At 68.0% G+C, this 22,117-nt stretch carries 21 protein-coding genes and 1 pseudogene; 16 read left to right on the top strand and 6 right to left on the bottom strand.

Annotated features, from left to right (window positions below; genetic code table 11):
- The 5 genes from MOM01_RS00360 (at position 1) to MOM01_RS00340 (ending at position 3,076) form a co-directional block, all read left to right on the top strand.
- Complete coding sequence (locus MOM01_RS00360; protein WP_241383408.1) at positions 1–1,158, top strand: acyl-CoA dehydrogenase family protein; 1,158 nt, start codon at positions 1–3, stop codon at positions 1,156–1,158.
- A 51-nt stretch (positions 1,159–1,209) separates the two neighbouring features.
- Positions 1,210–1,968 carry an SDR family NAD(P)-dependent oxidoreductase gene (locus MOM01_RS00355; protein WP_241383407.1) on the top strand — a complete coding sequence of 253 codons (759 nt, stop codon included), beginning with the start codon at positions 1,210–1,212 and terminating at the stop codon, positions 1,966–1,968.
- 18 nt (positions 1,969–1,986) lie between these two features.
- Positions 1,987–2,391, top strand: a complete 405-nt coding sequence (locus tag MOM01_RS00350) for an NUDIX hydrolase (RefSeq protein ID WP_241383406.1) — start codon at positions 1,987–1,989, stop codon at positions 2,389–2,391.
- Positions 2,392–2,509: 118 nt separating this feature from the next.
- Positions 2,510–2,797 carry a putative quinol monooxygenase gene (locus MOM01_RS00345; protein ID WP_241383405.1) on the top strand — a complete coding sequence of 96 codons (288 nt, stop codon included), beginning with the start codon at positions 2,510–2,512 and terminating at the stop codon, positions 2,795–2,797.
- 114 nt (positions 2,798–2,911) lie between these two features.
- A complete protein-coding gene (locus MOM01_RS00340; RefSeq protein ID WP_241383404.1) occupies positions 2,912–3,076 on the top strand; it encodes a hypothetical protein in 165 nt (54 codons plus the stop codon).
- A gap of 36 nt (positions 3,077–3,112) precedes the next feature.
- Here MOM01_RS00340 and MOM01_RS00335 read toward each other — a convergent pair whose 3' ends face one another.
- Entirely contained in the window at positions 3,113–3,451 is a 339-nt protein-coding gene (locus MOM01_RS00335; protein WP_241384014.1) for a metallopeptidase family protein, read from the bottom strand.
- A gap of 13 nt (positions 3,452–3,464) precedes the next feature.
- Positions 3,465–4,523, bottom strand: coding sequence for a septum formation family protein (locus tag MOM01_RS00330; RefSeq protein WP_374112250.1), 1,059 nt, complete (start codon positions 4,521–4,523; stop codon positions 3,465–3,467).
- A gap of 36 nt (positions 4,524–4,559) precedes the next feature.
- Between MOM01_RS00330 and MOM01_RS00325 the strand changes: the two genes are divergently transcribed.
- Complete coding sequence (locus MOM01_RS00325; RefSeq protein WP_241383402.1) at positions 4,560–4,952, top strand: ankyrin repeat domain-containing protein; 393 nt, start codon at positions 4,560–4,562, stop codon at positions 4,950–4,952.
- Between the two features lie 11 nt (positions 4,953–4,963).
- Complete coding sequence (serS, locus tag MOM01_RS00320) at positions 4,964–6,226, top strand: serine--tRNA ligase (RefSeq protein WP_241383401.1); 1,263 nt, start codon at positions 4,964–4,966, stop codon at positions 6,224–6,226.
- Positions 6,227–6,253: 27 nt separating this feature from the next.
- On the opposite strand, the gene MOM01_RS00315 is transcribed toward serS, so the two are convergent.
- The gene (locus tag MOM01_RS00315; RefSeq protein ID WP_374112237.1) at positions 6,254–6,754 is read right to left on the bottom strand and encodes a PaaI family thioesterase; all 501 of its coding nucleotides are present in this window, start codon (positions 6,752–6,754) and stop codon (positions 6,254–6,256) included.
- A gap of 104 nt (positions 6,755–6,858) precedes the next feature.
- On the opposite strand from MOM01_RS00315, the gene MOM01_RS00310 reads away from it, so the two are divergent.
- Entirely contained in the window at positions 6,859–8,046 is a 1,188-nt protein-coding gene (locus MOM01_RS00310) for an MFS transporter (RefSeq protein ID WP_241383400.1), read from the top strand.
- A gap of 32 nt (positions 8,047–8,078) precedes the next feature.
- Here MOM01_RS00310 and MOM01_RS00305 read toward each other — a convergent pair.
- Both MOM01_RS00305 and MOM01_RS00300 read right to left on the bottom strand, forming a co-directional pair.
- Positions 8,079–8,990: pseudogene (locus MOM01_RS00305) on the bottom strand (alpha/beta hydrolase-fold protein); the annotation flags it as partial.
- A 161-nt stretch (positions 8,991–9,151) separates the two neighbouring features.
- Positions 9,152–10,702 carry a Rieske 2Fe-2S domain-containing protein gene (locus tag MOM01_RS00300; protein ID WP_241383399.1) on the bottom strand — a complete coding sequence of 517 codons (1,551 nt, stop codon included), beginning with the start codon at positions 10,700–10,702 and terminating at the stop codon, positions 9,152–9,154.
- A 147-nt stretch (positions 10,703–10,849) separates the two neighbouring features.
- On the opposite strand from MOM01_RS00300, the gene MOM01_RS00295 reads away from it, so the two are divergent.
- Positions 10,850–11,668, top strand: coding sequence for a lysophospholipid acyltransferase family protein (locus MOM01_RS00295; protein WP_241383398.1), 819 nt, complete (start codon positions 10,850–10,852; stop codon positions 11,666–11,668).
- Positions 11,669–11,672: 4 nt separating this feature from the next.
- On the top strand, positions 11,673–12,533 hold the full coding sequence (locus tag MOM01_RS00290; RefSeq protein WP_241383397.1) for an HAD family hydrolase: 861 nt from the start codon (positions 11,673–11,675) through the stop codon (positions 12,531–12,533).
- 25 nt (positions 12,534–12,558) lie between these two features.
- On the opposite strand, the gene MOM01_RS00285 is transcribed toward MOM01_RS00290, so the two are convergent.
- Positions 12,559–14,676: an N-acetylmuramoyl-L-alanine amidase gene (locus tag MOM01_RS00285; protein ID WP_241383396.1), complete on the bottom strand. Its 2,118-nt coding sequence runs from the start codon at positions 14,674–14,676 to the stop codon at positions 12,559–12,561.
- Positions 14,677–14,950: 274 nt separating this feature from the next.
- Between MOM01_RS00285 and MOM01_RS00280 the strand changes: the two genes are divergently transcribed.
- From MOM01_RS00280 to MOM01_RS00255, 6 genes are all read left to right on the top strand, one after another.
- Positions 14,951–16,510, top strand: coding sequence for a SpoIID/LytB domain-containing protein (locus MOM01_RS00280; RefSeq protein ID WP_241383395.1), 1,560 nt, complete (start codon positions 14,951–14,953; stop codon positions 16,508–16,510).
- 149 nt (positions 16,511–16,659) lie between these two features.
- Positions 16,660–17,415, top strand: coding sequence for a MerR family transcriptional regulator (locus MOM01_RS00275; RefSeq protein WP_241383394.1), 756 nt, complete (start codon positions 16,660–16,662; stop codon positions 17,413–17,415).
- 74 nt (positions 17,416–17,489) lie between these two features.
- Positions 17,490–18,710 carry a UDP-galactopyranose mutase gene (glf, locus tag MOM01_RS00270; RefSeq protein ID WP_241383393.1) on the top strand — a complete coding sequence of 407 codons (1,221 nt, stop codon included), beginning with the start codon at positions 17,490–17,492 and terminating at the stop codon, positions 18,708–18,710.
- On the top strand, positions 18,707–20,629 hold the full coding sequence (locus tag MOM01_RS00265) for a glycosyltransferase (protein ID WP_241383392.1): 1,923 nt from the start codon (positions 18,707–18,709) through the stop codon (positions 20,627–20,629). Before glf ends, MOM01_RS00265 begins: the two co-directional genes overlap by 4 nt.
- A 94-nt stretch (positions 20,630–20,723) precedes the next feature.
- Positions 20,724–21,215, top strand: a complete 492-nt coding sequence (locus MOM01_RS00260) for a phosphatase PAP2 family protein (RefSeq protein WP_241384012.1) — start codon at positions 20,724–20,726, stop codon at positions 21,213–21,215.
- The gene (locus MOM01_RS00255; protein WP_241383391.1) at positions 21,212–22,117 is read left to right on the top strand and encodes a decaprenyl-phosphate phosphoribosyltransferase; all 906 of its coding nucleotides are present in this window, start codon (positions 21,212–21,214) and stop codon (positions 22,115–22,117) included. Before MOM01_RS00260 ends, MOM01_RS00255 begins: the two co-directional genes overlap by 4 nt.

Genomic DNA, 22,117 nt, shown 5'->3' with positions numbered 1-22,117 from the left:
ATGAAACGCACCCACTTCGACGACGATCACGAGGCGTACCGGGAGACCGTGCGCGAATTCCTCGCCCGCGAGATCGAACCGAACTACGAGCGGTGGGAGGAAGAACGTCTCGTCGACCGGTCGGCATGGATCGCGGCCGGCAAGTCCGGCATCGTCGGCCTCGGAGTTCCCGAGGAATTCGGTGGTTCGGGGGTGACCGACTACCGCTTCCGGCATGTCGTGCAGGAGGAGATCGCCCGGACCGGCACGACCTCCTTCGGTGCGGGACTCGCCCTGCAGGACGACATCACGATCCCGTACATCCTGCACCTCGGCACCGAGGAACAGAAGGCCCGCTGGTTGCCGAAACTCGCCACCGGCGAACGCATCGGTGCCATCGCGATGACCGAACCCGGTGCCGGATCCGATCTGCAGGGCGTGAAGACCACCGCCGTGCGCGACGGTGACGACTGGGTGATCAACGGGCAGAAGACGTTCATCACGAACGGCATCCACTCGGACCTCGTCATCGTGGTGTGCCGGACCGATCCGAGTGCCGGCTCCAAGGGGCTCTCCCTCGTCGTCGTCGAGCGCGACACGCCCGGTTTCGGCCGGGGCCGCAAGCTCCACAAGGTCGGGCTCGCCGCACAGGACACGGCCGAGCTCGTATTCGAGGATGCACGCGTTCCCGCGGAGAATCTGCTCGGTACCGAGGGCCGCGGGTTCGTGCACCTGATGGAGAATCTCCCGCTCGAACGTATCGGGATCGCCGTCAGTGCGATCACCTCCGCGCGTGCGGCCTACGAGTGGACCGCGCAGTACGTCTTCGAGCGGAAGGCTTTCGGCCGGGCGATCGGCGACCTGCAGAACACCCGGTTCGTGCTCGCCGAGATGCTCACCGAGATCGAGATCACCGAGTCGCATGTCGACCGCTGCGTGCTCGCACTGAACGCCGGTGAGCTCACGCCGGTGGATGCGTCGAAGGCCAAATGGTGGGCGACGGAACTGCAGAAGCGCGTGGTCGACCGCTGCGTGCAGCTGCACGGCGGATACGGATACATGATGGAGTACCCGATCGGCCGCGCCTATGTCGATGCGCGCATCCAGACGATCTACGGTGGCACGACCGAGATCATGAAGGAGATCATCGGCCGCGACATCGCCTCGAAGTACGCCTAGAAGTCGGCGTACGACCGGATGACACGGATCGGCCGGGAAGAAGGGGACTCGATGTTCGACCTGACAGGCAAGCGCGCTCTCGTCACCGGTGGCTCCGCCGGGATCGGCCTCGGCATGGCACGCGGTCTCGCCCGCGCCGGCGCCGATGTCGTGCTGTGGGGCCGGAGCGAGGACAAGCTCGCCGACGCGGCGGCGGACATCGGCCGGTTCGGCGGGCAGGTGGCCACGCGGTCGGTCGACGTCTCCGACGAGCAGGCCGTGACCGACGGCGTCGCGGCCGTCGTCGACCTGCTCGGCGGGCTCGACGTGGTGGTGGTCAACGCGGGGATCGGCTCGTCGCTGCAGAAATTCCACGAATCGACCACCGCGCGGTACCGCGCGGTCCTGTCCACCAACCTCGACGGTGCCTATTTCACGATGCGGGAGACCTCGCGGGTGCTGGTCGAGCAGGGCACCGGAGGCTCGATGATCGTCACGTCGAGCCTCGGTGCGCTGCAGGGAGCCGGGCGCAACCAGCCGTATGCCGCGAGCAAGGCCGCGGTGCTCGCGCTCGCGAACGGATGTGCCGTCGAATTCGCGCGGCACCGGATCCGGGTGAACAGCGTGCTGCCCGGCTGGATCGCGACCGACATGACCGGCGAACTGCAGGATTCCGACGCCTTCAACTCCCACGTGATCTCCCGGGTGCCGATGGGACGGTGGGGCACACCCGAGGATTTCGAGGGCATCGCCGTGTATCTCGCCGACGATGCGTCGTCCTTCCAGACGGGCAGCTCCACGCTCGTCGACGGTGGCTACAGCCTGTTCTGAGACGCCTACGATGATCCGGTGACTCAGGACCGGGTGATTCGTGTCAGTGCCGTCGTTCTCCGCAACGACGCAGGTGAAGTGCTCACTGTGCGGAAGAAGAACACGGCCCGGTTCATGCTGCCCGGCGGAAAACCCGATCCGGGGGAGACGCCCGCCGAGACCGCCGTCCGTGAGTGCGCCGAGGAACTCGGTGCGGAGCTCGATCCGGGATCGCTGCGCCTGATCGGGGTCTTCGACGCGGACGCCGCCAACGAACCCGGCTACCGGATCGAGGGAACGGTGTACGAGCATCCGCTCGTGGAGGTCGCCGGAGCCTCCGCCGAGATCGAGGAGACGCGGTGGCTGGATCCCGGCGTCGTTCCCCTGCCCGGCGACCTGGCGCCGTTGCTCGAACATCACGTGCTGCCGACGCTCGCGGAGTAGGCCACCGCGCGGATAACGACGTTCCCGGAGAGGTATTGCGCTGTTCTCCCGGATCGGGAAATGTGGTGAGGGCAGTCACATACGACCTCACCGCATACGACCTCACGGAAGGCTTCCCATGGCGCTCACCGCTCTGCTCGAACTCGAATTCAAGGCCGACTCCCTCGACGACGCGAAGAAGGTCATGACGCGCGTACTCGACGAGACCCGGCAGTTCGACGGATGCGAGGGCATCGAGATCCTCGTGGATCAGCAGAACGAGGCGCGCTGGGTGGTCGTGGAGAAGTGGCGTTCGGCAGAGCACGACGCCGCCTACCGCACGTTCCGGGCGGGCGAGGGCGCGATCACCGATCTCGGACCTCTTCTGGCCGGAGCGCCGAAGCTCGCGCACTACACCGCCCTCTGACCCGGGTCTCGCCGGTGCCCGGTGACGAGGTCACCGGGCACGGACGATAGGGTGACCCGGGGCGGACGGATGCCGTTTGCCTCGAAGTGACATCGACTGTGGAGGTAACCGGGCATGTTGGAACTCTTCGGCGTCATCGTCGTGTGGCTCACCGTGGCCATCGTCGTCCTCGGGACCATCATCATGTTCGTCGTCTCGACGATCAACCCGCACTTCGGCCAGCGCAAGGCCAAGGGCGCGAGCCTTGAGAAGACCCCCGCCGCACGCGACAGCAGGTAGCACCCCGCCCGGTACCGCCCGACCGCGTAGAGCGCCTCAGCCCCAGCCCAGCTGGTGCAGGCGCTCTTCGTCGATTCCGAAATAGTGCGCGATTTCGTGGACGACGGTGACGAGCACCTCGTGTACGACATCCTCGTCGGTCTCGCAGATGTCGAGGATCGCGTCGCGGTAGATCGTGATCGTGTCCGGTAGCGATCCCGCATAGTGACTGTCGCGTTCCGTGAGCGCGATGCCCTGATACAGACCCAGCAGATCCGGTTCCTCGTCGTGCCGCGGTTCGACCAGGATCACGACGTTGTCGATCGCCTGCGCGAGTTCGTGGGGGATCTCGTCGAGTGCCTCCGAGACGAGCTCCTCGAAATGCTCGTCCCTCATGTCCACCGGCATGTCACGACCCCGGCAGGGGGACGGCGCCCGGCAGCGGCGTCGGCAGCGACCGTCCTTCCGGCACGGGTGGTGGTGCGACGGGAGGCTGACCGTCGATGAGGATGTCGCCCTTGGCGCTCCCGGTGATCGACGAGAAGCCGCCGCCTTCGACCTGCTTGCCGATCGAACAGTTCACGCGACGACTGCCGGCGAGCCAGCTGTCGTAGTCGAGGTTGTCCCAGAACAGCGTCAGCGTCTTGTTGCGCAGCGCGTTCGGGTCCCCCAGATACTCACCGACCAGACGCGTGCAGGTCTCCTCCAGATAGCGGTCCTGGTCCTCGATGCTCGGCAGGCCACCGGGGAACTGCGCGGCCAGGTCGACGACCGCGACCACCTCGAAGGCGTGCGGTTTCGAGCACTCCACCGGGTCGGCGGGGACACCGTTGTTGATCCCGATGCACACCCCGACATCCCACGCGCGTGACTGGTCCTGGTCGGCGACACGACCCTGGATGGGGAGCAGGTTGCCGGTGGTCGAGGAGAACTGCAGGCCGCACCGCAGGGTGCGCTCACCGGCCGCCCAGCCTGCTTCGCCGGGATTGATGAGACCGACACTGAACTTGCCGTGCGGATCGAACCGGCCGTCGAGATAGTCCAGTGCCGCGGGCGCACACAATTCGTCGCGGAGCTCGGTGAAGCGCGTCACCGAGGGGAACCGCGAGCCCGGCCCCCACTCGGTGCCGGGATACATGCTCAGGTCGATGTCGGCCACCACCTCGAACAGGTGGGTCTCGGCGCAGTCGACCTTCGCGAGGTCGCTCGCATCGAGGGCGCTCCAGGTGAGGCAGTCCCCTGCGGTGGCGGTTCCGAACGCTTCCCCCGCGACTGCCCCGGTGGTGCTGACGCCTGCGCTGCCGCTCTCGCCTCCGCCGTCGGCACCCTCGAAGCCGGCGACGACGAAGGTGGCGATCGCCGCGAGCACGGCACCGGCCGCGACGAGAACCAGGGCGCGGCGGGTCAATCGCGCCGAGGGTGGGCGCCGATCGGGCTGGGGCTTGTTGTCTTCGGCCATCACTTCCATCATGCCTGTCCGGGGGAACGCAGGTAGTTTCGGCGTATGGCCGACGACCCGATCGATCCGCACATCCTGGAGATCGCCCAGCACACCTTCGACGCAGCGCGTGGGGGAGACGTCGAGACCCTCACCGCGTACGTCGACGCCGGCGTCCCGGTGAACCTGACCAACGAGACAGGGGACACGCTCCTCATGCTGGCGTCCTATCACGGGCACGCCGAGGCCGTACAGGCCCTCGTCGATCGGGGAGCCGATATCGATCGTCTCAACGATCGCGGCCAGTCACCCCTCGCGGGCGCGGTGTTCAAGGGCGCCGACGACGTCGTGCGGGTGCTGAGCGAGGCCGGAGCGAACCCGCGTCACGGACACCCCACCGCCGAGGACACGGCGAAGATGTTCGGGCGCGACCACTACCTCGAATACTGGCAGCGGTAGGCTTCGAAGTCGTGATCGACCTCAAGTTCCTCCGCGAGAATCCCGACACCGTCCGCGAGTCGCAGCGCATGCGGGGGGAGGACCCCGGTCTCGTCGACGCTCTGCTCGAAGCCGACGCCTCCCGCCGTGCCGCGGTCCTCGCCGGCGACAACGCGCGCGCCGAGCAGAAGGCACTGGGCAAGAAGGTCGGCAAGGCGTCCCCCGAGGAGCGGACCGCGTTGCTCGACGGCTCGAAGGAGCTTGCCGCCCGGGTCAAGGAACTCGAGGCCGAGCAGAACGCCGCCCAGGAAGCCTTCGAGCGGGCCCACCTGGCCATCTCCAACGTCGTCGCCGAAGGCGTGCCCGCGGGCGGCGAGGACGACTTCGTCACGCTCGAGACCGTGGGCGAGCTGCCCACCTTCGACTTCGAGCCGAAGGATCACCTCGCGCTCGGCGAGTCGCTGGGGCTGATCGACATGGAGCGTGGCGCCAAGGTCTCGGGTGCGCGCTTCTACTTCCTCACCGGTTACGGTGCACTGCTGCAACTGGGTCTGCTGCAGCTCGCCGCGCAGAAGGCCACGGCGAACGGGTTCACGATGATGATCCCGCCCGTGCTCGTGCGCCCCGAGGTCATGCAGGGCACCGGTTTCCTCGGTCAGCACGCCGACGAGGTGTACCGGCTCGAGGAGGACGACCTCTACCTCGTGGGCACCTCCGAGGTGCCGCTGGCGGGCTACCACTCCGGCGAGATCCTCGACCTGTCCACGGGGCCGAAGCGGTACGCGGGCTGGTCGTCGTGCTTCCGTCGTGAAGCGGGAAGCTACGGCAAGGACACCCGCGGCATCATCCGAGTGCACCAGTTCGACAAGGTCGAGATGTTCGTCTACTGCAAGCCCGACGAGGCCGCCGCCGAACACGAACGACTGCTGGCCTGGGAGCGGGAGATGCTCGCCGCCATCGACGTGCCGTACCGCGTCATCGACGTCGCCGCCGGTGATCTCGGCTCGTCGGCGTCCCGCAAGTTCGACTGCGAGGCCTGGGTGCCCACGCAGGAGCGCTACCGCGAGCTCACGTCGACCTCGAACTGCACGACCTTCCAGGCCCGCCGCCTGAACATCCGGTACCGCGACGAGAACGGCAAGCCGCAGACCGCCGCGACTCTCAACGGCACGCTCGCGACCACCCGCTGGCTCGTCGCTCTGCTCGAGAATCATCAGCAGGCCGACGGCTCGGTGAAGGTTCCCGAGGCCCTCGTTCCGTTCGTGGGTCGCGAGGTGCTCGAACCCCAGGGCTGATCTCGGCCTCGAGCCGCGCGGCCGAGCTCAGCGCAGGATGAGGCAGGTGGACGACGCCGTCGCGAGCAGGCGGCCGTCCGCGTCACGGGCCTCTCCTCGCGCGGTCGCGGTGCGACCTCCCGTGTGTTCGCAGAAACCCTGCACCCGGACGATGCCTCTGCCGGTCTGCACCGGCCGGATGTAGCGCACCTGCAGGTCCAGCGTGGTGTAGCCGACGCCGGCCTCGAGAGTACTCGCGACACAGAAACCCATCGCGGTGTCGAACAGTGTGGCGAGCACTCCGCCGTGGATGCTGCCCACGGCGTTCGCGTGGAACTCCCGGGGCTCGATGGTGACCTCCGCGAAACCCTCCCGCGCGTCGGTGACGGTGAAACCCAGGGTCCGGGCGGTGGGGTGGTGCGGGATCGTCCCGTCGATCACGCCGCGGAGGAAGTCGAGGCCGTGCATGTCGCGGTTGGCCGCCGACGTCGGTGCCGGATCCTCCCAGGTGTAGGTGCGCTGCCGCTGCCGTTCCTCGTCCGTACTCACGGTGACCGACCGTATCCGATGGTCCGGGCCGTGACATGCGGGGCCGGACGTGCCATTCTCGTCTCATGCGCCGACGACGTTGATCCGACCCGGTGAGGTCGCCCATGGCGCGGGTGGTCGCGTACGCGTCCGTCCGCGAGTTCGTGCCGCTCTACGGCCTGTACGCCCTGCTGTTCGAGGACCACGGTCTCGACGCGGCCGCCATCTCCTCGTTGTTCGTCCTGTGGTCTGTCGTCGCGTTCGTCGCGGAGGTGCCTTCGGGGGCATGGGCCGACACCGTGTCTCGGCGCGGCCTCCTGATGGGCAGCGGGGTGCTGTTCACCGCAGGGTTCACCACATGGCTGGTCTGGCCCACCTATTGGGGATTCGCGCTCGGTTTCGTCCTGTGGGGCGTGAGCGAATCGATGAAGTCCGGCACCTTCGAGGCGCTCGTCTACGACGAACTCGCCGCGCGCGGCGAGGAGCATCGCTACGCGGCCGTGATGGGCTACGCGAACGCCGGTGAGACGACGTGCGTGCTGCTCGCGATCCTCACGGCGGCCCCGTTGTTCGACCTCGGCGGATACGCACTCGTCGGGTGGGTGTCGGTCGCGATCACCGTCGTCGGCATCGCGCTCGTGGGGACGCTGCCCGCGGCTCCGAAAGCAGAGGCCACCGACGAGATCGACGGACATGGTGACACCGTCCTCGCGCGCTACATGTCGTCGCTCCGCACCGGGGCGTCCGAGATCCGCACCGACCGGGCGGTGCGCCGATCGGTGGTCCTGGCAGCGGCGCTGCTCGCGTGCCTGGCTTTCGACGAGTACTTCGGTCTCCTCGCGCGTGAGTCCGGTGCGGGCACCGGGTTCGTGCCCGTGCTGGTCGCGCTGACGGCCGCCGGCCAGGTCGTCGGGGCTGCGACGGCCGGGCGGACGGCCTCGATGAGCGGCCGCACGATGGGCGCCCTCGTGGTCTTCGGGTCGATACTGATCGCGGGGGGTGCGCTCGTCGGGGGGATCGCGGGATTCACGGCGATCGGCGTGGGTTACGGCGCTCTGCACAACACGGCGATCGTCGCGGAGGCGCGTCTGCAGGACACGATGTCCGGTCGGGCCAGGGCGACCGTCTCCTCCGTCGTCGGCCTGGCGAGCGAGGTGTTGTCGGTGGCCGTGTTCGCCGGTTATGCGCTCGGCTCGGTGTGGCTGCCCATGTCGGTGCTGGTCGCGGTGACCGTGCTTCCGGTCGTCTGCCTGGGACTGGTCGCGCCGAGGTTGCTTCCTCCGGTGCCGGCCGGCCGGGCCTCCGGGACGTGATGCCCGAGGAGCAGGTCGACGACGAGGGCAGGAAGACGCTCACGCCACTGGATCCAATCGTGACCGCCGGCGAACCACCCTGCTCGGACGGGATGCCCGGCACGATCGAGACGGTCCACGGCCGCGGCGATCTCGTCGAGCATCATCCACTCCAGCGAACCGGCCTCGCAGAGGATGGGCACCGTGCCGCCACGATCGGCATCCGCGATCGTGGGGACATCGCGTCCCTGCTCGTCGTGCCACCACATCGACGGCGACAGGCATGCCGCGCCCGCCACGACGTCCGGGCGGGTCAACGCGAAGTACATCGATGCGAGCCCGCCGTAGGAGCAGCCGCCGACGACGACCGGTCCGTCGGCGAAGGCGAGAAGTTCGTCGCGGAACCGCGGGTTGGCGGTCAGGTCGGAGGCGCGGACGTTGCGGCGCGCACCTTCGGCTGCCACGTGTTCGACGGCCAGCACCCGCGCCGGGGCGGCCGGGCCGTCGAATGCGGAAAGAACTCCGTGGGAGAGAATCTCGTCTCCGTCGAACAGCATCACGGTGTGACGACCGGGGTTCGGTGGCGCATAGCTGTGAACCCGGCGCGGGGTTCCGTCGAGTGTCACGATCGACGTGCGGAGTGTCCCGGCCGGCGCCGCACCGGTCCGCAGCCGCTGCGGAGGCGCATCGGGCGCTGCGCCCTCGCGAGAGCCGGTGGCGTTGCGGCGGAACCGGATCCACCACTCACGTTCGTCCTGGCCTTCAGCGGGTCCTCCGATCGGCGCGTCCGACACGATGAAGGCGTACGAACCGCGCCATCCCGCCGGGACCCGGACCGAATGCGTCCACGACCTGCCGTCCGGATCACGCCGCATCGTGCCTTCGGCGAGCCGGCTGCGGTCGGTCACGCAGTTGACGTCGAGGAACACCGCGCCGGTGGAGGACGGCAGCCGCTCCGCGCCCACGGTGAAGGTAGCGATCCAGCCGTCACCGTCGGCGGTGAACACCGGTGTGCCGTCGCGCTTCACCCGCGACCGGCGTGCGGCCTCGGGCGGAGTGGGAACGCACCGATCGGGCGCGGGCACCCGCTTGCGCGGTGAAGGCGCAGGGACGCGGATGTTTCCGCTCACAGCTTGCTGCTGCGCAGCTCGTGTCCCTTCGACGTCTTGCAGCGCCCGGTCTCGAGATCCCACTGCCAGCCGTGCAGATTGCACGTCAGGGTCGTGCCGTCCACCACACCGAACTTCGACAGGTCGGCCTTCAGGTGGGGACAGCGACGCTGGACCTCGTAGCCGCCGAGCTCGATCGACGCCGAATCGTCGTGGGCTTCGGCGAACCAGCCGTCGGCGTACGCGATGCGTTCGTCGGTCAGGCACTTGAAGAAGGTGTAGAGGAACTCGTTGTAACCGCCGATGCGCCACGCCGTGAAGCGCGTCGACAGGAAGATCGTGTTCACCCAGTCGGGCTCGTCGTCGCGCAGCACCGTACGCACCAACTCGGGCGCGATGCGGAAACCGTAGCGGTACTTGCCTTCTCCCTCCACCGGCTCACGCACGATGCGCTTGGGGAAGTCGAGGACCGCCGTCTCGTCGCCCATCACGAGACCGACGGGATAACCGATGCCGTCGCAGATGAGATCGGACTGCGCCATGATCGGTTCGAACTTCGCCTTGAGCGCGGGCAGCAGCGGCTCGCCCTCGGCCGGGGCCCAGGTGGCCTTCTGCGCCGCGATGACCGGTGCGAAACGCTTCGCCATGTCCTCGATGTAGGAGGCCTTGTCGGTGAAGATCGCCTCGACCTGCTCGTCGGGGATCGGGTGCGTGAGCGTCATGTGCTCACTGCCCTTCAGATCCACCACCGAGCCGGGGATCATCAGCAGTCCGCCGTCGCGACCGTGGATCCGCAACTGCTCGAGGAAGACCTGCTGGTCGGGGAAGATGTTGCCTTCGTCGCCGTGGTCGTCGTTGAGGTCGCGCAGGTCGTCGTCGAGGAAGACCGGCGGGCCGGCCGACGGCACGATCCAGGTGGCGTCGACCTGGTCGATGTAGCTGCGGCAACGATCCATCCCGCGCTGACGCTTCTGCTTGCCGAAATTGGCCTTCGTCTTCTTGGGGATGTCGTAGACCATCGGGTACCAGATGGCCCCCGAGTACTGCAGCAGATGGATGTCGATCTTTCCGAACGCGTCGAGCATCACGTCCATGTCGATCGGCCGCGCGTCGTTCATGTTGAACACGGTGGTCTCACCGTCGGATACGACGAGGCCGGAATCACCGATCGGCCCGTCCGCAGGCGCGCGCAAGGCGATGATCATGATGTCCAGATCACCCTTGGGGCCCGAGACCGTGTGCTTCACCGAATCGGTGGTCTCGAAGAACTTCGTGAAGCCGAGCTTCTCGAGTTCGCGACGCAGATCCGGAACGGGATAGTCGGGCAGCAGGACGGTCGCATCCTTGTTGACGTGCTTGCTCAGCGTGTCGGGATCGAAGTGGTCCTTGTGCAGGTGCGACACGTAGAGATAGTCGACGTCGCCGAGGGCGTCCCAGTCGAGACCCGTGTTGTCGGGGAAGGGCACCCACGAGGCGAAATACGCGGGGGTCACCCACGGATCGCACAGGATGGAGCCCGCCTCGGTCCGGATGTGGAAACCGGCGTGTCCGACGCTGGTGATCTGCACCTTCTGCCTCCTGACGTGCTGACCTACGTGCCTTCCAGGGTAGGGGCAGCCGGAAGAGGCCACTGCGTCGGCACCTCACCACCCCGCCCACGCGGTGCCCGGCCCGATGCGATGGGCACCGTCGAGGAGCCGGGCTAGGCTGACCGCGTGGAACCCTTCTATCGGAGCATCATCGGTGTCGCTCGCACGCTCTTCGCAGCGCAAGGGCTGAAATTCACGATCACCGGGGAGGAGAACATCCCGGCGACCGGCGGGGCGGTGATCGCCATCAACCACACCGGCTACATGGACTTCACCTACGCCGGGATCCCGGCTCGCGCCACGAAGCGGTACGTCCGCTTCATGGCGAAGAAGGAGGTCTTCGATCACAAGATCTCCGGGCCCATGATGCGGGCGATGAAGCACATCCCGGTCGATCGCGGCGACGCGCGCGAGTCCTACCGGCTCGCCGTGGAGGCGCTGCGCGCGGGGGAGCTCGTGGGCGTGTTCCCGGAGGAGACGATCAGCCGCAGCTTCGAGCTCAAGGCGTTCCGGTCGGGCGCGGCTCGGATGGCGAACGAGGCCGGCGTGCCGGTGATTCCCATGATCGTCTGGGGGTCGCAGCGGGTGTGGACCAAGGGGCACCCGAAGCGGCTCGGCCGCACCAACACTCCGATCACGATCGAGGTGGGTGCTCCCATCGCGCCGTACGAGCCTGCGGCGGAGATGACCGCGCAGTTGCACGCAACGATGGAAGCGATGCTCCATCGGGTGCAGGACGGTTACGTGCACGAGCAGGGCGCCTACTGGGTTCCCCGCCGTCTCGGCGGGTCCGCGCCCACCCTCGAAGAAGCGACCGCCCAGGACGAGGCGGCAGCCGCCGAGCGCCGGGCGCGGAAGGCACGCGAACGTGCCGAGCGCGACGGTGTCCGTGCGGACGAGCGCGACGGTGCGACGGGTGACGAGCGTGGTACTTCGGCACAATGACGGAGTGAACGCACAGTCGAGTGGCACATCCCGGCACTCCCGGCCCGACGCCCCGCGTCCCAGCCTTGTGGCGACCGACGTCGACGGTACTCTGATCGACGACAACGAGAAGGTGTCCGATCGCACCCGGGCCGCGGTGCATGCGGTGATCGAGTCCGGAACGCCCTTCGTCCTGGCCACCGGCCGTCCGCCGCGCTGGATCGAGCCGGTGGTCGACGAACTCGGTTATGCGCCGATGGCGGTGTGCGCCAACGGCGCTGTGCTCTACGACAGTGCCACCGACCGTGTGCTCGGTGCCAGGGTGCTCGGGGTCGACGAACTGGCGTGGCTGGCCGACGTGGCCTCGTCGGTGCTTCCGGGTTGTGGACTGGCGGCGGAGCGGGTGGGGGAGAGCGCCCACGATGCGGCGACACCGCAGTTCGTCAGTGCTCCGGGTTACGAGCACGCCTGGCTGAATCCGGACAACACCGAGCTCGCCGAGCACGAGGTCATCGGTGAGCCCGCCGTCAAGCTGCTCGTCCGGCTGCCCGGCGCGACCAGCCGAGAGATGGCGGAGGCTCTCGTTCCGAAGCTGCACGGGCTGGTCGACGTCACCTACTCGACCACCCACGGGCTCATCGAGATATCCGCTGCGGGCGTGACGAAGGCCTCCGGTCTTCGCGAGCTGGCCGGGCATCTGGGTGTCTCCCCCGAAGACCTCGTCGCCTTCGGGGACATGCCCAACGACATCCCCATGCTGTCGATGGCGCACCACGGGGTGGCGATGGAGAACGCCCATCCGGAGGCGAAGTCGGTCGCAGACGAAGTCACCGCCACCAACGTCGAGGACGGGGTGGCCCGCGTTCTCGAACGGTGGTGGCGGTGACTCGTGTCTGCCGGTGCGCTCGCGGTCAGGCTGCGGGCGCCGGCTCGGGTGCCGGTTCCGGCGCAGGTGCCGGTGCGGGTTCGGCTCCGGGTGCAGGAGCGCCCTCGGGGGCGGGCCCTGCGATATCGGCGGGCTGATCCTGCATCGCCTGGTCGTAGGCGTCGTTGTAGGCGCGGAGCACCTTCGTCACCACCCCCGTGACCTCGTTGAAGATCAGCGAGCCGAACTCGAAGTCCGAACGCCATCCGTCCGGTACCCGGTACTCGTCGCTGGTGGGCAACCCCAGCTCACCAGCGTCGAGTCCGTTCTTCTCCCACGCCTTGTAGATCTCGCCGAGCACGGTCCACGTTCCACCGTTGGGTGAGGTGTAGATGGCGCCGTTGACGAAATTGACGTGTTCGAATCCGCTCTTGACTGCGGGAAGGATCGCGGTCAGCGCCTGCCCGAGCCGTCCGAGTTCGCCGCCTTCGGCGAGCCACTTCTGGACCAGCGGATGATCGGTGAAGCGAATGAGATCGTCGACGACTCCCTCGGCGGTATCCGCCGAGCCGGACGCCAGTGCCCCGACGTTGATGTCCGGAATGCTCGGCGACGGGTTCGACGGCTGGGGCTTCGAGGGTTCCGGATTCGACGGTTGCGGGCTCCCGCCGCCCTTCGCCGCTGCTGCGGCGATGTCGCGGATCTTCCCCATCTGTCCGTAGGCGCCGTCACCCGGGCAGCTGGTGTTGCCCACGTCGCGGTGCGCGAAGATGATCGGCAGGTCGACCGCTGTGCCGCGCGGGTACGGAGTGAACGAGGTGCCCTCGGAGTACATGGTGGTACGGCCCTTGGGATCGAGCCCCGCCCGTGCCAGCCGCCAGCCGAGGAACTTGCCGACCGAATCGATCGCGGCCTGCGGCGGTGCCTGGGTCGAGAAGTCGCCCATGATCGCGATGCCGTGGGTGTTCTCGTTGAATCCGCCTGCGTGGGCGCCCTGTACGTTGCGCTCGAGACCGCCGGCGCGCCCTTCGAAGATCTGGCCGTACTTGTCGACGAGAGTGTTGTAGCCGACGTCGCACCAGCCGAGAGTCCGCGCGTGGTAGGCGTAGATCGCTCGCACGATCCCCGCCGATTCGGCCTTCGAGTAGTTGTTGCTACCCGCGGTGTGGTGCACGGTCGCGCCGCCGAGCGAGTCGTCGTAGGTCGGGTTCTGGCACCGGATCGACTCGTCGGCACCCCATTGCTGACGGGTGATCACCTTCAGGCCGGAGTTTCCGAGGGGGCTCGCGATGTCGCCGAGCCGGGCGTCGGTCTCACTGCTGCCGGGGGAGATGAGCACGGCGCTCACCGCTTCCGCGGCGGCCTTCAGGGGATTCTCGCGCAGGGGCTTGGACGAGGAGGCCGGTACGTAACCCAGGTCGGGAGCATCGGCTGCCGGCTCGGCGACCGGGGCGGGTGCCTCGTCGAGAGGTGCGGGGGCCTCGGGTGCGGGAGCCGGTGCTTCCGGAGCGGGAGCGGCCGGAGGAGCCTCTGGGGCGGGAGGCGCCGGGGGAGCGTCTGCGGCGGGAGGTGCCGGGGGAGCTTCCGCGCCTGCGAGATTCGGTTCGGGCCCCGGACGGGGAGTGAGCAGCACCTGCACCGCGCGGGTCGCCCCGACGTAGATCGGTTCCGTGCCGGAGCGTCCCGTCTCCGTGGCGTCGTCGGCGCGTGTCTCGATCGGCTCGGTCACCGTCCACGGTCCCCAGCTGCCGTCGTCCTTCTGCGCGCGGATCAGTGCGTCGGTGGCAGCGACGTCCTCGGCCGCCAGCGCCACGAGGCTGAAGGGAGTGTCGCGGGTGAGTTCCTTGACGGTCGCGCCCACGCGCTCGACGATTCCGCCGTTCGGATCCGGTGCGGTGGTGATCTGGGGAAGTCCGTCGACGATCTCGTGCAGGCTGAGATCCGGCAGGTTGAGTCCGGTCAGTTCCTCGAGCGGAATGACCAGGTCGGGCACCGAGGCGAGGACGATCTCGGCGATGTCGGGTGCTATCGCCTCGACGACATCGTTGGCGGGCCTGATCTCGGTCGACGTGCTGGTCAGCCCGGAGACTGCGAAGGGCGTCGCGACGGCCAGGGCGGCGACGGCACCCAGGACGATCGACGGCTTGGGGCGGCGATGCGGCACTGTTTGCTACTCCCTGTCGTTGATGCTCGGGTCGGACGGTCCCGACTTCGGATCGTCCCTCACGTACCGCGTCCGTGGTTCGGATCGGCCGCGAAAGTTCTGTAACGCGTGATTCCTGTGTTGCTTCTGTGACATTTGTTGCCTAGCTCCGTCACTCTTGTCACACTAGACGCAGCAAACCTTAAGCCTCAACCTGAGCTTGAGGATCGGTCGAAAATGTCCGATATCGCGGATCACGAGTTCGCGCCGAAAGCGACAACGAGGGAGCAACGTCATGGCACGACAGTCCATCGGGCGCAGAGGCAGGATCCGGCGGCGGCGCATCATTCTCGGCAGGCCGCTGCGCAACGGCTGGCGTCCCTCGCTCGCCCGTGCTGCCACGCTCGGGCTCGCCCCGGCACTGCTCCTCGGTGCCGGCGTGGGTGCGGTCGTGCACAGCGGATCGACGAGTACGGATGTCGTGCAGGCTGTTTCGGCCGACACGCCGTTCACCTTCACCGGATTCGGCCACGGTCACGGTCGGGGCATGGGGCAGTGGGGCGCCTACGGCTACGCCCAGGACGGCTGGACCGCCGAACGGATCATCGCCCACTACTACGGCGGTACCGAGCTCGGCACCGTCGAGGATCCGATGATCGCGGTCCGCCTCAGCGCCCGCGACGACCACACCCTCGACGTGTACTCCGACGCCGGGCTCGTCGTCGCCGGCCGGCAGATCGCCCCGGGCGAGGCGGCCCACCTGACGCCCACCCCGGACGGCGGCGCGAACGTCGTCGTCACGGCCGGGTGCAGCGGCGACGTGCTGTGGCAGGCCTCGACCGACCTTCCGTGGGTCGATCCGATCGACCTCGGTGAGGACCGGCCACGCAACGAGCACCTGACACTGTGCTCGGACGACAAGACGTACCGCGGTGCCCTGGGTGTGGTGCTCGACGGTGCCGCCCCGCGGACCGTCAACCGGCTCCACCTGGAGGACTACCTGCGCAGCGTCGTGCCTGCCGAAGCCCTGCCCGGCTGGGCCGACACCGGTGGCGCCGAGGCGCTGCGTGCGCAGGCCATCGCCGCGCGGTCCTACGCGCTGGCCGAGAAGCGCCACGAGAAGTGGCAGACCTGCGACACCACCGACTGCCAGGTCTACGGCGGTTCGGGCGTGGAGGATCCGCGCACGGACGACGGGGTGCGTACGACCCGCGGCACCGTACTGATGAAGAACGGCGAGGTGGTGCGCAGCGAGTTCTCCGCATCCACCGGCGGATACTCGGCGGGCGGCACCTTCCCGCCCGTGGAGGACGAGGGCGACAAGGTCGCGCCCAACCGCGAATGGGCCAAGACCTTCACCGCCGCCGAGATCGGCAGCAAATTCGGCGTCGGCGACCTACAGGCCTTCGAGGTGCTCGCCCGGAACAATCTCGGTGCCGAAGGCGGCCGCGTGACCCGCGTCCGTGTCGTCGGCTCCGACCGCACGATCGAGACGACCGGCGCCGAGGCGCGGACGCGACTCGGACTGCGCTCCGATTGGTTCACCGTCAAGGAAGGAATCGACGAGGACGCCCCGGAGACCACCCCGGCACCCGAGCCCGGCCCGGAGGTCGGCATCGATCCCTTCGGCAGTGGCAACGGCACCTCTCCCATCGAGCAGGCCTATCTGGACCTCGGAGGCGTCGAGAGTGTTCTCGGATCCCCCATCGGTCCCGAACTGATGCTGCCCGACGAGATCGGCAAATTCCGGATCTTCACCGGTGGCGCGATCGTGTGGACGCCGGATCTCGGTGCCCAGGTGATCGACGCGAGTTTCCTGAAGGACTGGTTCCCGAGCACCGGTAGCGCCGAGTAACCCGCCACGACACCTGTCGGCAGTCACCGGCCGGTCGCCCCACCAGGGCGGCCGGCCGGCGTCGTCGTGCGGTATCGAACCGCGCGGTGTTGACATTGACGCAGCGTCAACGTGCACGCTGATTGCAGTCGTAAGGAAGAGGTGAGGACATGCCGCGCGAATGGTCCATCCAGGAACTTGCTCGGACCGCCGGCGTCACCAGTCGCACCCTGCGGCACTACGGCGATGTCGGTGTGTTGCCGCCGTGCCGGACCGGCAGCAACGGTATGCGGTTCTACGACGAGAACGCCCTCGTGCGACTCCAGCGCATCCTGTTGCTCCGCGATCTCGGGCTCGCGTTGCCGGCGATCAAGGAGGTGCTCGCCGGGCACGACGACACCGCGACCGCGCTGCGCACTCACCTCGATCTGCTCGAACACGAGCGCCGGCAGGTGGACCGCCGCATCGAGGCGGTTCGCACGACCTTGGAGAAGACGGAGAGAGGAGAGGAACTCGTGGCAGACGACATGTTCGACGGGTTCGACCACCGGCAGTACCGGGACGAAGTGATCGAACGGTGGGGCGAACGCGCCTACGACGACAGCGACCGCTGGTGGCGCGAGCTGGATGACGACGAGCGCAGTGCCCGGGTGACGCAGGTCGGGCAGCTGAACCGCGAGTGGGCCGAAGCGGCGGAGGCCGGACTGGATCCGGCCGGCCCGGAGGCGCAGGATCTCGCCCGGCGCCACGTCGAGTGGTTGTCGTCGATACCCGGCACGCCCGGCTACGGCACGGCGGAAGGAAGCTCCACGGAGTACGTGCTCGGTCTCGCCGACATGTACGTCGAGGACGAGCGGTTCGCGGCGAACTACGGAGGCCGTGCGGGCGCCGAATTCGTCCGCGACGCACTGACCCACTATGTGTGACGGTGTGACCGCCCTCTCGCCCTCGGCGGACCGAGAGGGCGCCACCGCACCGGGGTCGCATACCCTGGTCTCCCGTGACTGCTGCATCAGCGCCCCAGCCCTCTACCGGTGAGTACGACCTGATCGTCGTCGGCTCCGGATTCTTCGGACTGACGATCGCCGAGCGCGCGGCCACGCAGCTCGGCAAGCGAGTGCTCGTGATCGAACGTCGCCACCATCTCGGCGGCAACGCGTACTCCGAGCCCGAACCGGAAACCGGTATCGAGATCCACAAGTACGGTGCCCACCTGTTCCACACCTCCAACAAGCGGGTGTGGGACTACGTCAACCGGTTCACCGACTTCACGAACTACCAGCACCGCGTGTTCGCGATGCACAAGGGCCAGGCCTACCAGTTCCCCATGGGCCTCGGACTGGTGTCGCAGTTCTTCGGCCGGTACTTCAGCCCCGACGAGGCACGCGCCCTCATCCGGGAGCAGTCCGCCGAGATCGACACCGCCGAGGCGAAGAACCTCGAGGAGAAGGCGATCTCCCTGATCGGCCGCCCGCTGTACGAGGCCTTCGTGCGCGACTACACCGCGAAGCAGTGGCAGACCGATCCGAAGGAGCTGCCCGCCGGCAACATCACGCGGCTGCCGGTCCGCTACACCTTCGACAACCGCTACTTCAACGACACCTACGAGGGCCTGCCGGTCGACGGCTACACCGCGTGGCTCGAGAACATGGCGAAGGACGAGCGGATCGAGGTCCGGCTCGACACCGACTGGTTCGAGGTGCGCGACGAGATCCGCGCCGCGAGCCCCGACGCGCCCGTCGTCTACACCGGCCCGCTCGACCGCTACTTCGACTACTCCGAGGGCCGGCTCGGATGGCGCACCCTCGACTTCGAGACCGAAGTCCTGCCCACCGGCGACTTCCAGGGCACTCCGGTCATGAATTACAACGACGCCGACGTGCCGTTCACCCGCATCCACGAGTTCCGGCACTTCCACCCCGAGCGCGAGACGTATCCGGCCGACAAGACCGTCATCATGCGGGAGTACTCGCGTTTCGCCGAGAACGACGACGAGCCGTACTACCCGATCAACACTCCCGAGGACCGCGAGAAGCTGAGTGCCTATCGCGCCCTCGCGAAGCAGGAGGCCGCGGAGAACAAGGTGCTCTTCGGTGGCCGTCTCGGCACCTACCAGTACCTCGACATGCACATGGCGATCGCGAGCGCGTTGTCGATGTTCGACAACGTCCTCGCTCCCCACTTCGAATCGGGCGCGCCTGTCGCCGGTGATGCCTCATGAGCGCCGCGAAGCACGCGGCGACGGCACCCGGCACCGACGTGCAGGACGGGTTGCTCGGCCGGTCGCTGCTGCAGCGCATCATCCTGCCGCGTCCGGGGGAGCCGCTCGACGTGCGCACCCTCTATCTCGAGGAGTCGCCCACCAACGCGCGTCGCGCCCATGCGACGAGCCGGACGACGCTGGCGATCGGTGCCGAATCCGAGGTGTCGCTGTGCACCTACTTCAATGCTCTGCCCGCGAGCTACTGGCGTCGCTGGAGCACGCTCGACTCGGTGGTGCTGCGACTCGAACTCACCGGTCACGGCCGCGTCGATCTCTACCGCAGCAAGGCGGACTCGAGCCGCATCCACGTCACCGGACGTGAGTTCCGCGGAACGGAGACGATCGTCGAGATCGAAGCCGATCTGGGTCCGTTCGAGGACGGCGGGTGGATGTGGTTCGACATCACCACCGACAGCGAGGTGACCGTGCACGCGGCGGGCTGGTACGCGCCCGTCGATGCTCCCGGCCGCGCCTCCGTCGCCGTCGGTATCCCCACTTTCAACCGGCCGGCCGACTGTGTGCAGGCACTGCGCGCACTCGCATCCGATCCGCTGGTGATGGATGTCGTCGACGCCGTCATCATTCCGGACCAGGGCACCCGCAAGGTGCGCGACGAGGCCGGCTTCGCAGAGGCGGCCGCGCCCTTCGGTGACCGTCTCGTCATCCACGACCAGGGCAATCTCGGTGGCTCCGGTGGTTACAGCCGCATCATGTACGAGGCGCTGAAGACCACTTCCAGCCCGTACATCCTGTTCATGGACGACGACATCGAGATCGAGCCCGACTCGATCCTGCGCGCTCTGGCGCTGTCGCGCTTCGCGAAGAAGCCGATGCTGGTCGGCGGACAGATGCTCAACCTGCAGGAACGCAGCCACCTGCACACCATGGGCGAGGTCATCCACCGCTCGAACTTCATGTGGGGTGCCGCCCCGAACGTCGAGTACGACCACGACTTCGCCACCAAGCCGCTGCGCGACCGGGAGAACTCGAAGCTCCTGCACCGCCGCATCGACGTGGACTTCAACGGCTGGTGGATGTGCATGATCCCGCGCGTCGTCGCGGAGGAGATCGGCCAGCCGCTGCCGCTGTTCATCAAGTGGGACGACGCCGAGTACGGCCTGCGGGCCCGCGAGGCCGGTTACCCGACGGTGACGATGCCGGGTGCCGCGATCTGGCACATGGCGTGGAGCGACAAGGACGACGCCATCGACTGGCAGGCGTACTTCCATCTGCGCAACCGCCTCGTCGTGGCCGCGCTGCACCAGCACGGCGACGCCAAGGCCATGGTGCTCGACACGATCAAGGCCACGATCAAGCACCTCGTATGCCTCGAGTACTCGACGGTCGCGATCCAGAACAAGGCCATCGAGGACTTCCTCGCCGGCCCGGAGAAGCTGTTCGATCTGCTGCCACGCGCTCTCGGTGAGGTGCACGCGCTGCGGAGGAACTTCCCCGACGCGGTGGTGCTGCCGTCGTCGACCGAGCTGCCGATGGCATCCGGCGCCGAGGTCGGCGCTGTGGGACTGCCCGAGGGGGCGGTCGCGAAGGTCAAGCGCCTCGCGAAGGGTGTGCTGCACAACGTGCGCCCCGAGAACCGCGAGCACCACGAGCGGCCGCAGCTGAACGTGCCCACCATCGACGCTCGGTGGTTCCTGCTCTCGCAGGTCGACGGCGTGACGGTCACCACGGCGGACGGCCGGGGCGTCGTCTACCGTAAGCGCGACCGTGCGCAGGCCCAGGCACTGCTCACGGAGGCGCTCCGGTTGCGACGCGAGCTCGCGCGCCGGTTCCCCGAGATGAAGAAGCGATACCGGGACGCTGTTCCCGCCCTGACGAGCAAGGAGGAGTGGGAGCGTGTCTTCGGTATCGGCGACTGACAACACCGCTGCGTCCGCAGGCGACAGCACTGTCGCGTCCGCAGCAGACGGCGAGGCGGAACGTCACTGGAGGAGTACCGACACCGAGGTCCGGGTGCTGCAGACCGTGCAGGCCACCGCCGGTGCCGTGCCCGCGGCGACGACGATCGCCCGGGGCATGTCGCACTTCGGTGAGCATGCTCTCGGCTGGATCGCCATCGGTGCCGCCGGTGCCCTGATCGACCGTCCCCGTCGCCGGAAGTGGGCGAGCGTGGCGGTCGGTGCTTTCGGTGCCCACGCCGCGTCGGTCGTGATCAAGCGGGTCGTGCGACGTCCGCGTCCCGTCGACCCGACGGTGCAGGTCAACGTGTCCACCCCGAGCCGGTTGAGCTTCCCGTCGTCACATGTGACGTCCACAACGGCGGCGGCCGTGCTGCTCGCCCGCGCTACCGGGCTACCCTTTCCGGCGGTACTCGTGCCGCCCATGATGCTGTCGCGCCTCGTGCTGGGTGTGCACTATCCGACGGACGTCCTGGCCGGCGCGGCGCTGGGCGCGGCGTCCGCTGCGGTCGTGGTGCAGGCCGAGAAGAAGTGGGGAGAGCGATGAGCGAGGAGGCGGCGCCCGTACAGGAGGCGCCCAAGACCTTGGCGGCGGGCATCGTCAAGGCGGTCCGCCCGCGCCAGTGGGTCAAGAACGTCCTGGTGCTCGCGGCGCCGATGGCGGCCGGATCGGTCACCGAAGTGGACGTGCTGCTGCCCGTTGCTCTCGCGTTCGTCGTCTTCTGCATGGCTGCCTCGGGCATCTACCTCGTCAACGACGCGATGGACGTCGAGGCCGATCGCGAGCACCCCACGAAACGGTTCCGGCCGATCGCTGCGGGTGTGCTCCCGGTACGGCTCGCGTACATCCTCGCGGTGGTGCTGCTGACCGGTTCCATCCTGCTGTCGTTCCTTGCGAACTGGCAGCTCGCCGTGGTCATGGCGGTCTACATCGCCATCCAGCTCGCCTACTGCTTCGGGCTCAAGCACCAGGCCGTGCTCGACATCTGCATCGTCTCGTCCGGATTCCTGATCCGGGCCATCGCAGGCGGTGTGGCCGCAGAAATCCCGCTGTCCCAGTGGTTCCTGCTGATCATGGCGTTCGGGTCGCTGTTCATGGCCGCGGGCAAGCGCTACGCGGAACTGCGTCTCACGACCCGCACCGGCGCGAAGATCCGCAAGTCGCTCGAGTACTACACGGAGACCTACCTGCGGTTCGTCTGGACCGTGGCGGCGACCGCCGTGGTGCTCTGCTACGGCCTGTGGGCGTTCGAGCAGGACAATGTGGCCGGATCCAACTGGTACGCGATCTCGATGATCCCGTTCGTCGTCGCGATCCTGCGGTACGCGGTGGATGTCGACGGTGGTGAAGCCGGCGAACCCGAGGAGATCGCGCTGAAGGACCGGGTGCTGCAGTTGCTCGCGGTGGTGTGGATCCTGGTGGTCGGCGGTGCTGTCTACCTCTTCTGA

This window comes from Rhodococcus sp. CH91 (genome assembly GCF_022554085.1).
In the GTDB taxonomy this organism is placed as follows: domain Bacteria; phylum Actinomycetota; class Actinomycetes; order Mycobacteriales; family Mycobacteriaceae; genus Rhodococcus.
The sequence above is the reverse complement of the archived record's forward strand: the minus strand, read 5'-3'. Positions and strand labels throughout refer to the sequence as shown.

What these genes read in the sequence shown, in the direction of transcription:
- MOM01_RS00330 (WP_374112250.1), bottom strand. Translation starts at nt 4,523, where the DNA reads ATGGAAGTGATGGCCGAAGACAACAAGCCCCAGCCCGATCGGCGCCCA.
- MOM01_RS00325 (WP_241383402.1), top strand. Translation starts at nt 4,560, where the DNA reads ATGGCCGACGACCCGATCGATCCGCACATCCTGGAGATCGCCCAGCAC.
- MOM01_RS00310 (WP_241383400.1), top strand. Translation starts at nt 6,859, where the DNA reads ATGGCGCGGGTGGTCGCGTACGCGTCCGTCCGCGAGTTCGTGCCGCTC.
- MOM01_RS00355 (WP_241383407.1), top strand. Translation starts at nt 1,210, where the DNA reads ATGTTCGACCTGACAGGCAAGCGCGCTCTCGTCACCGGTGGCTCCGCC.
- MOM01_RS00335 (WP_241384014.1), bottom strand. Translation starts at nt 3,451, where the DNA reads ATGAGGGACGAGCATTTCGAGGAGCTCGTCTCGGAGGCACTCGACGAG.
- MOM01_RS00265 (WP_241383392.1), top strand. Translation starts at nt 18,707, where the DNA reads ATGAGCGCCGCGAAGCACGCGGCGACGGCACCCGGCACCGACGTGCAG.
- MOM01_RS00255 (WP_241383391.1), top strand. Translation starts at nt 21,212, where the DNA reads ATGAGCGAGGAGGCGGCGCCCGTACAGGAGGCGCCCAAGACCTTGGCG.
- MOM01_RS00280 (WP_241383395.1), top strand. Translation starts at nt 14,951, where the DNA reads ATGGCACGACAGTCCATCGGGCGCAGAGGCAGGATCCGGCGGCGGCGC.
- MOM01_RS00345 (WP_241383405.1), top strand. Translation starts at nt 2,510, where the DNA reads ATGGCGCTCACCGCTCTGCTCGAACTCGAATTCAAGGCCGACTCCCTC.
- MOM01_RS00275 (WP_241383394.1), top strand. Translation starts at nt 16,660, where the DNA reads ATGCCGCGCGAATGGTCCATCCAGGAACTTGCTCGGACCGCCGGCGTC.
- MOM01_RS00340 (WP_241383404.1), top strand. Translation starts at nt 2,912, where the DNA reads ATGTTGGAACTCTTCGGCGTCATCGTCGTGTGGCTCACCGTGGCCATC.
- MOM01_RS00360 (WP_241383408.1), top strand. Translation starts at nt 1, where the DNA reads ATGAAACGCACCCACTTCGACGACGATCACGAGGCGTACCGGGAGACC.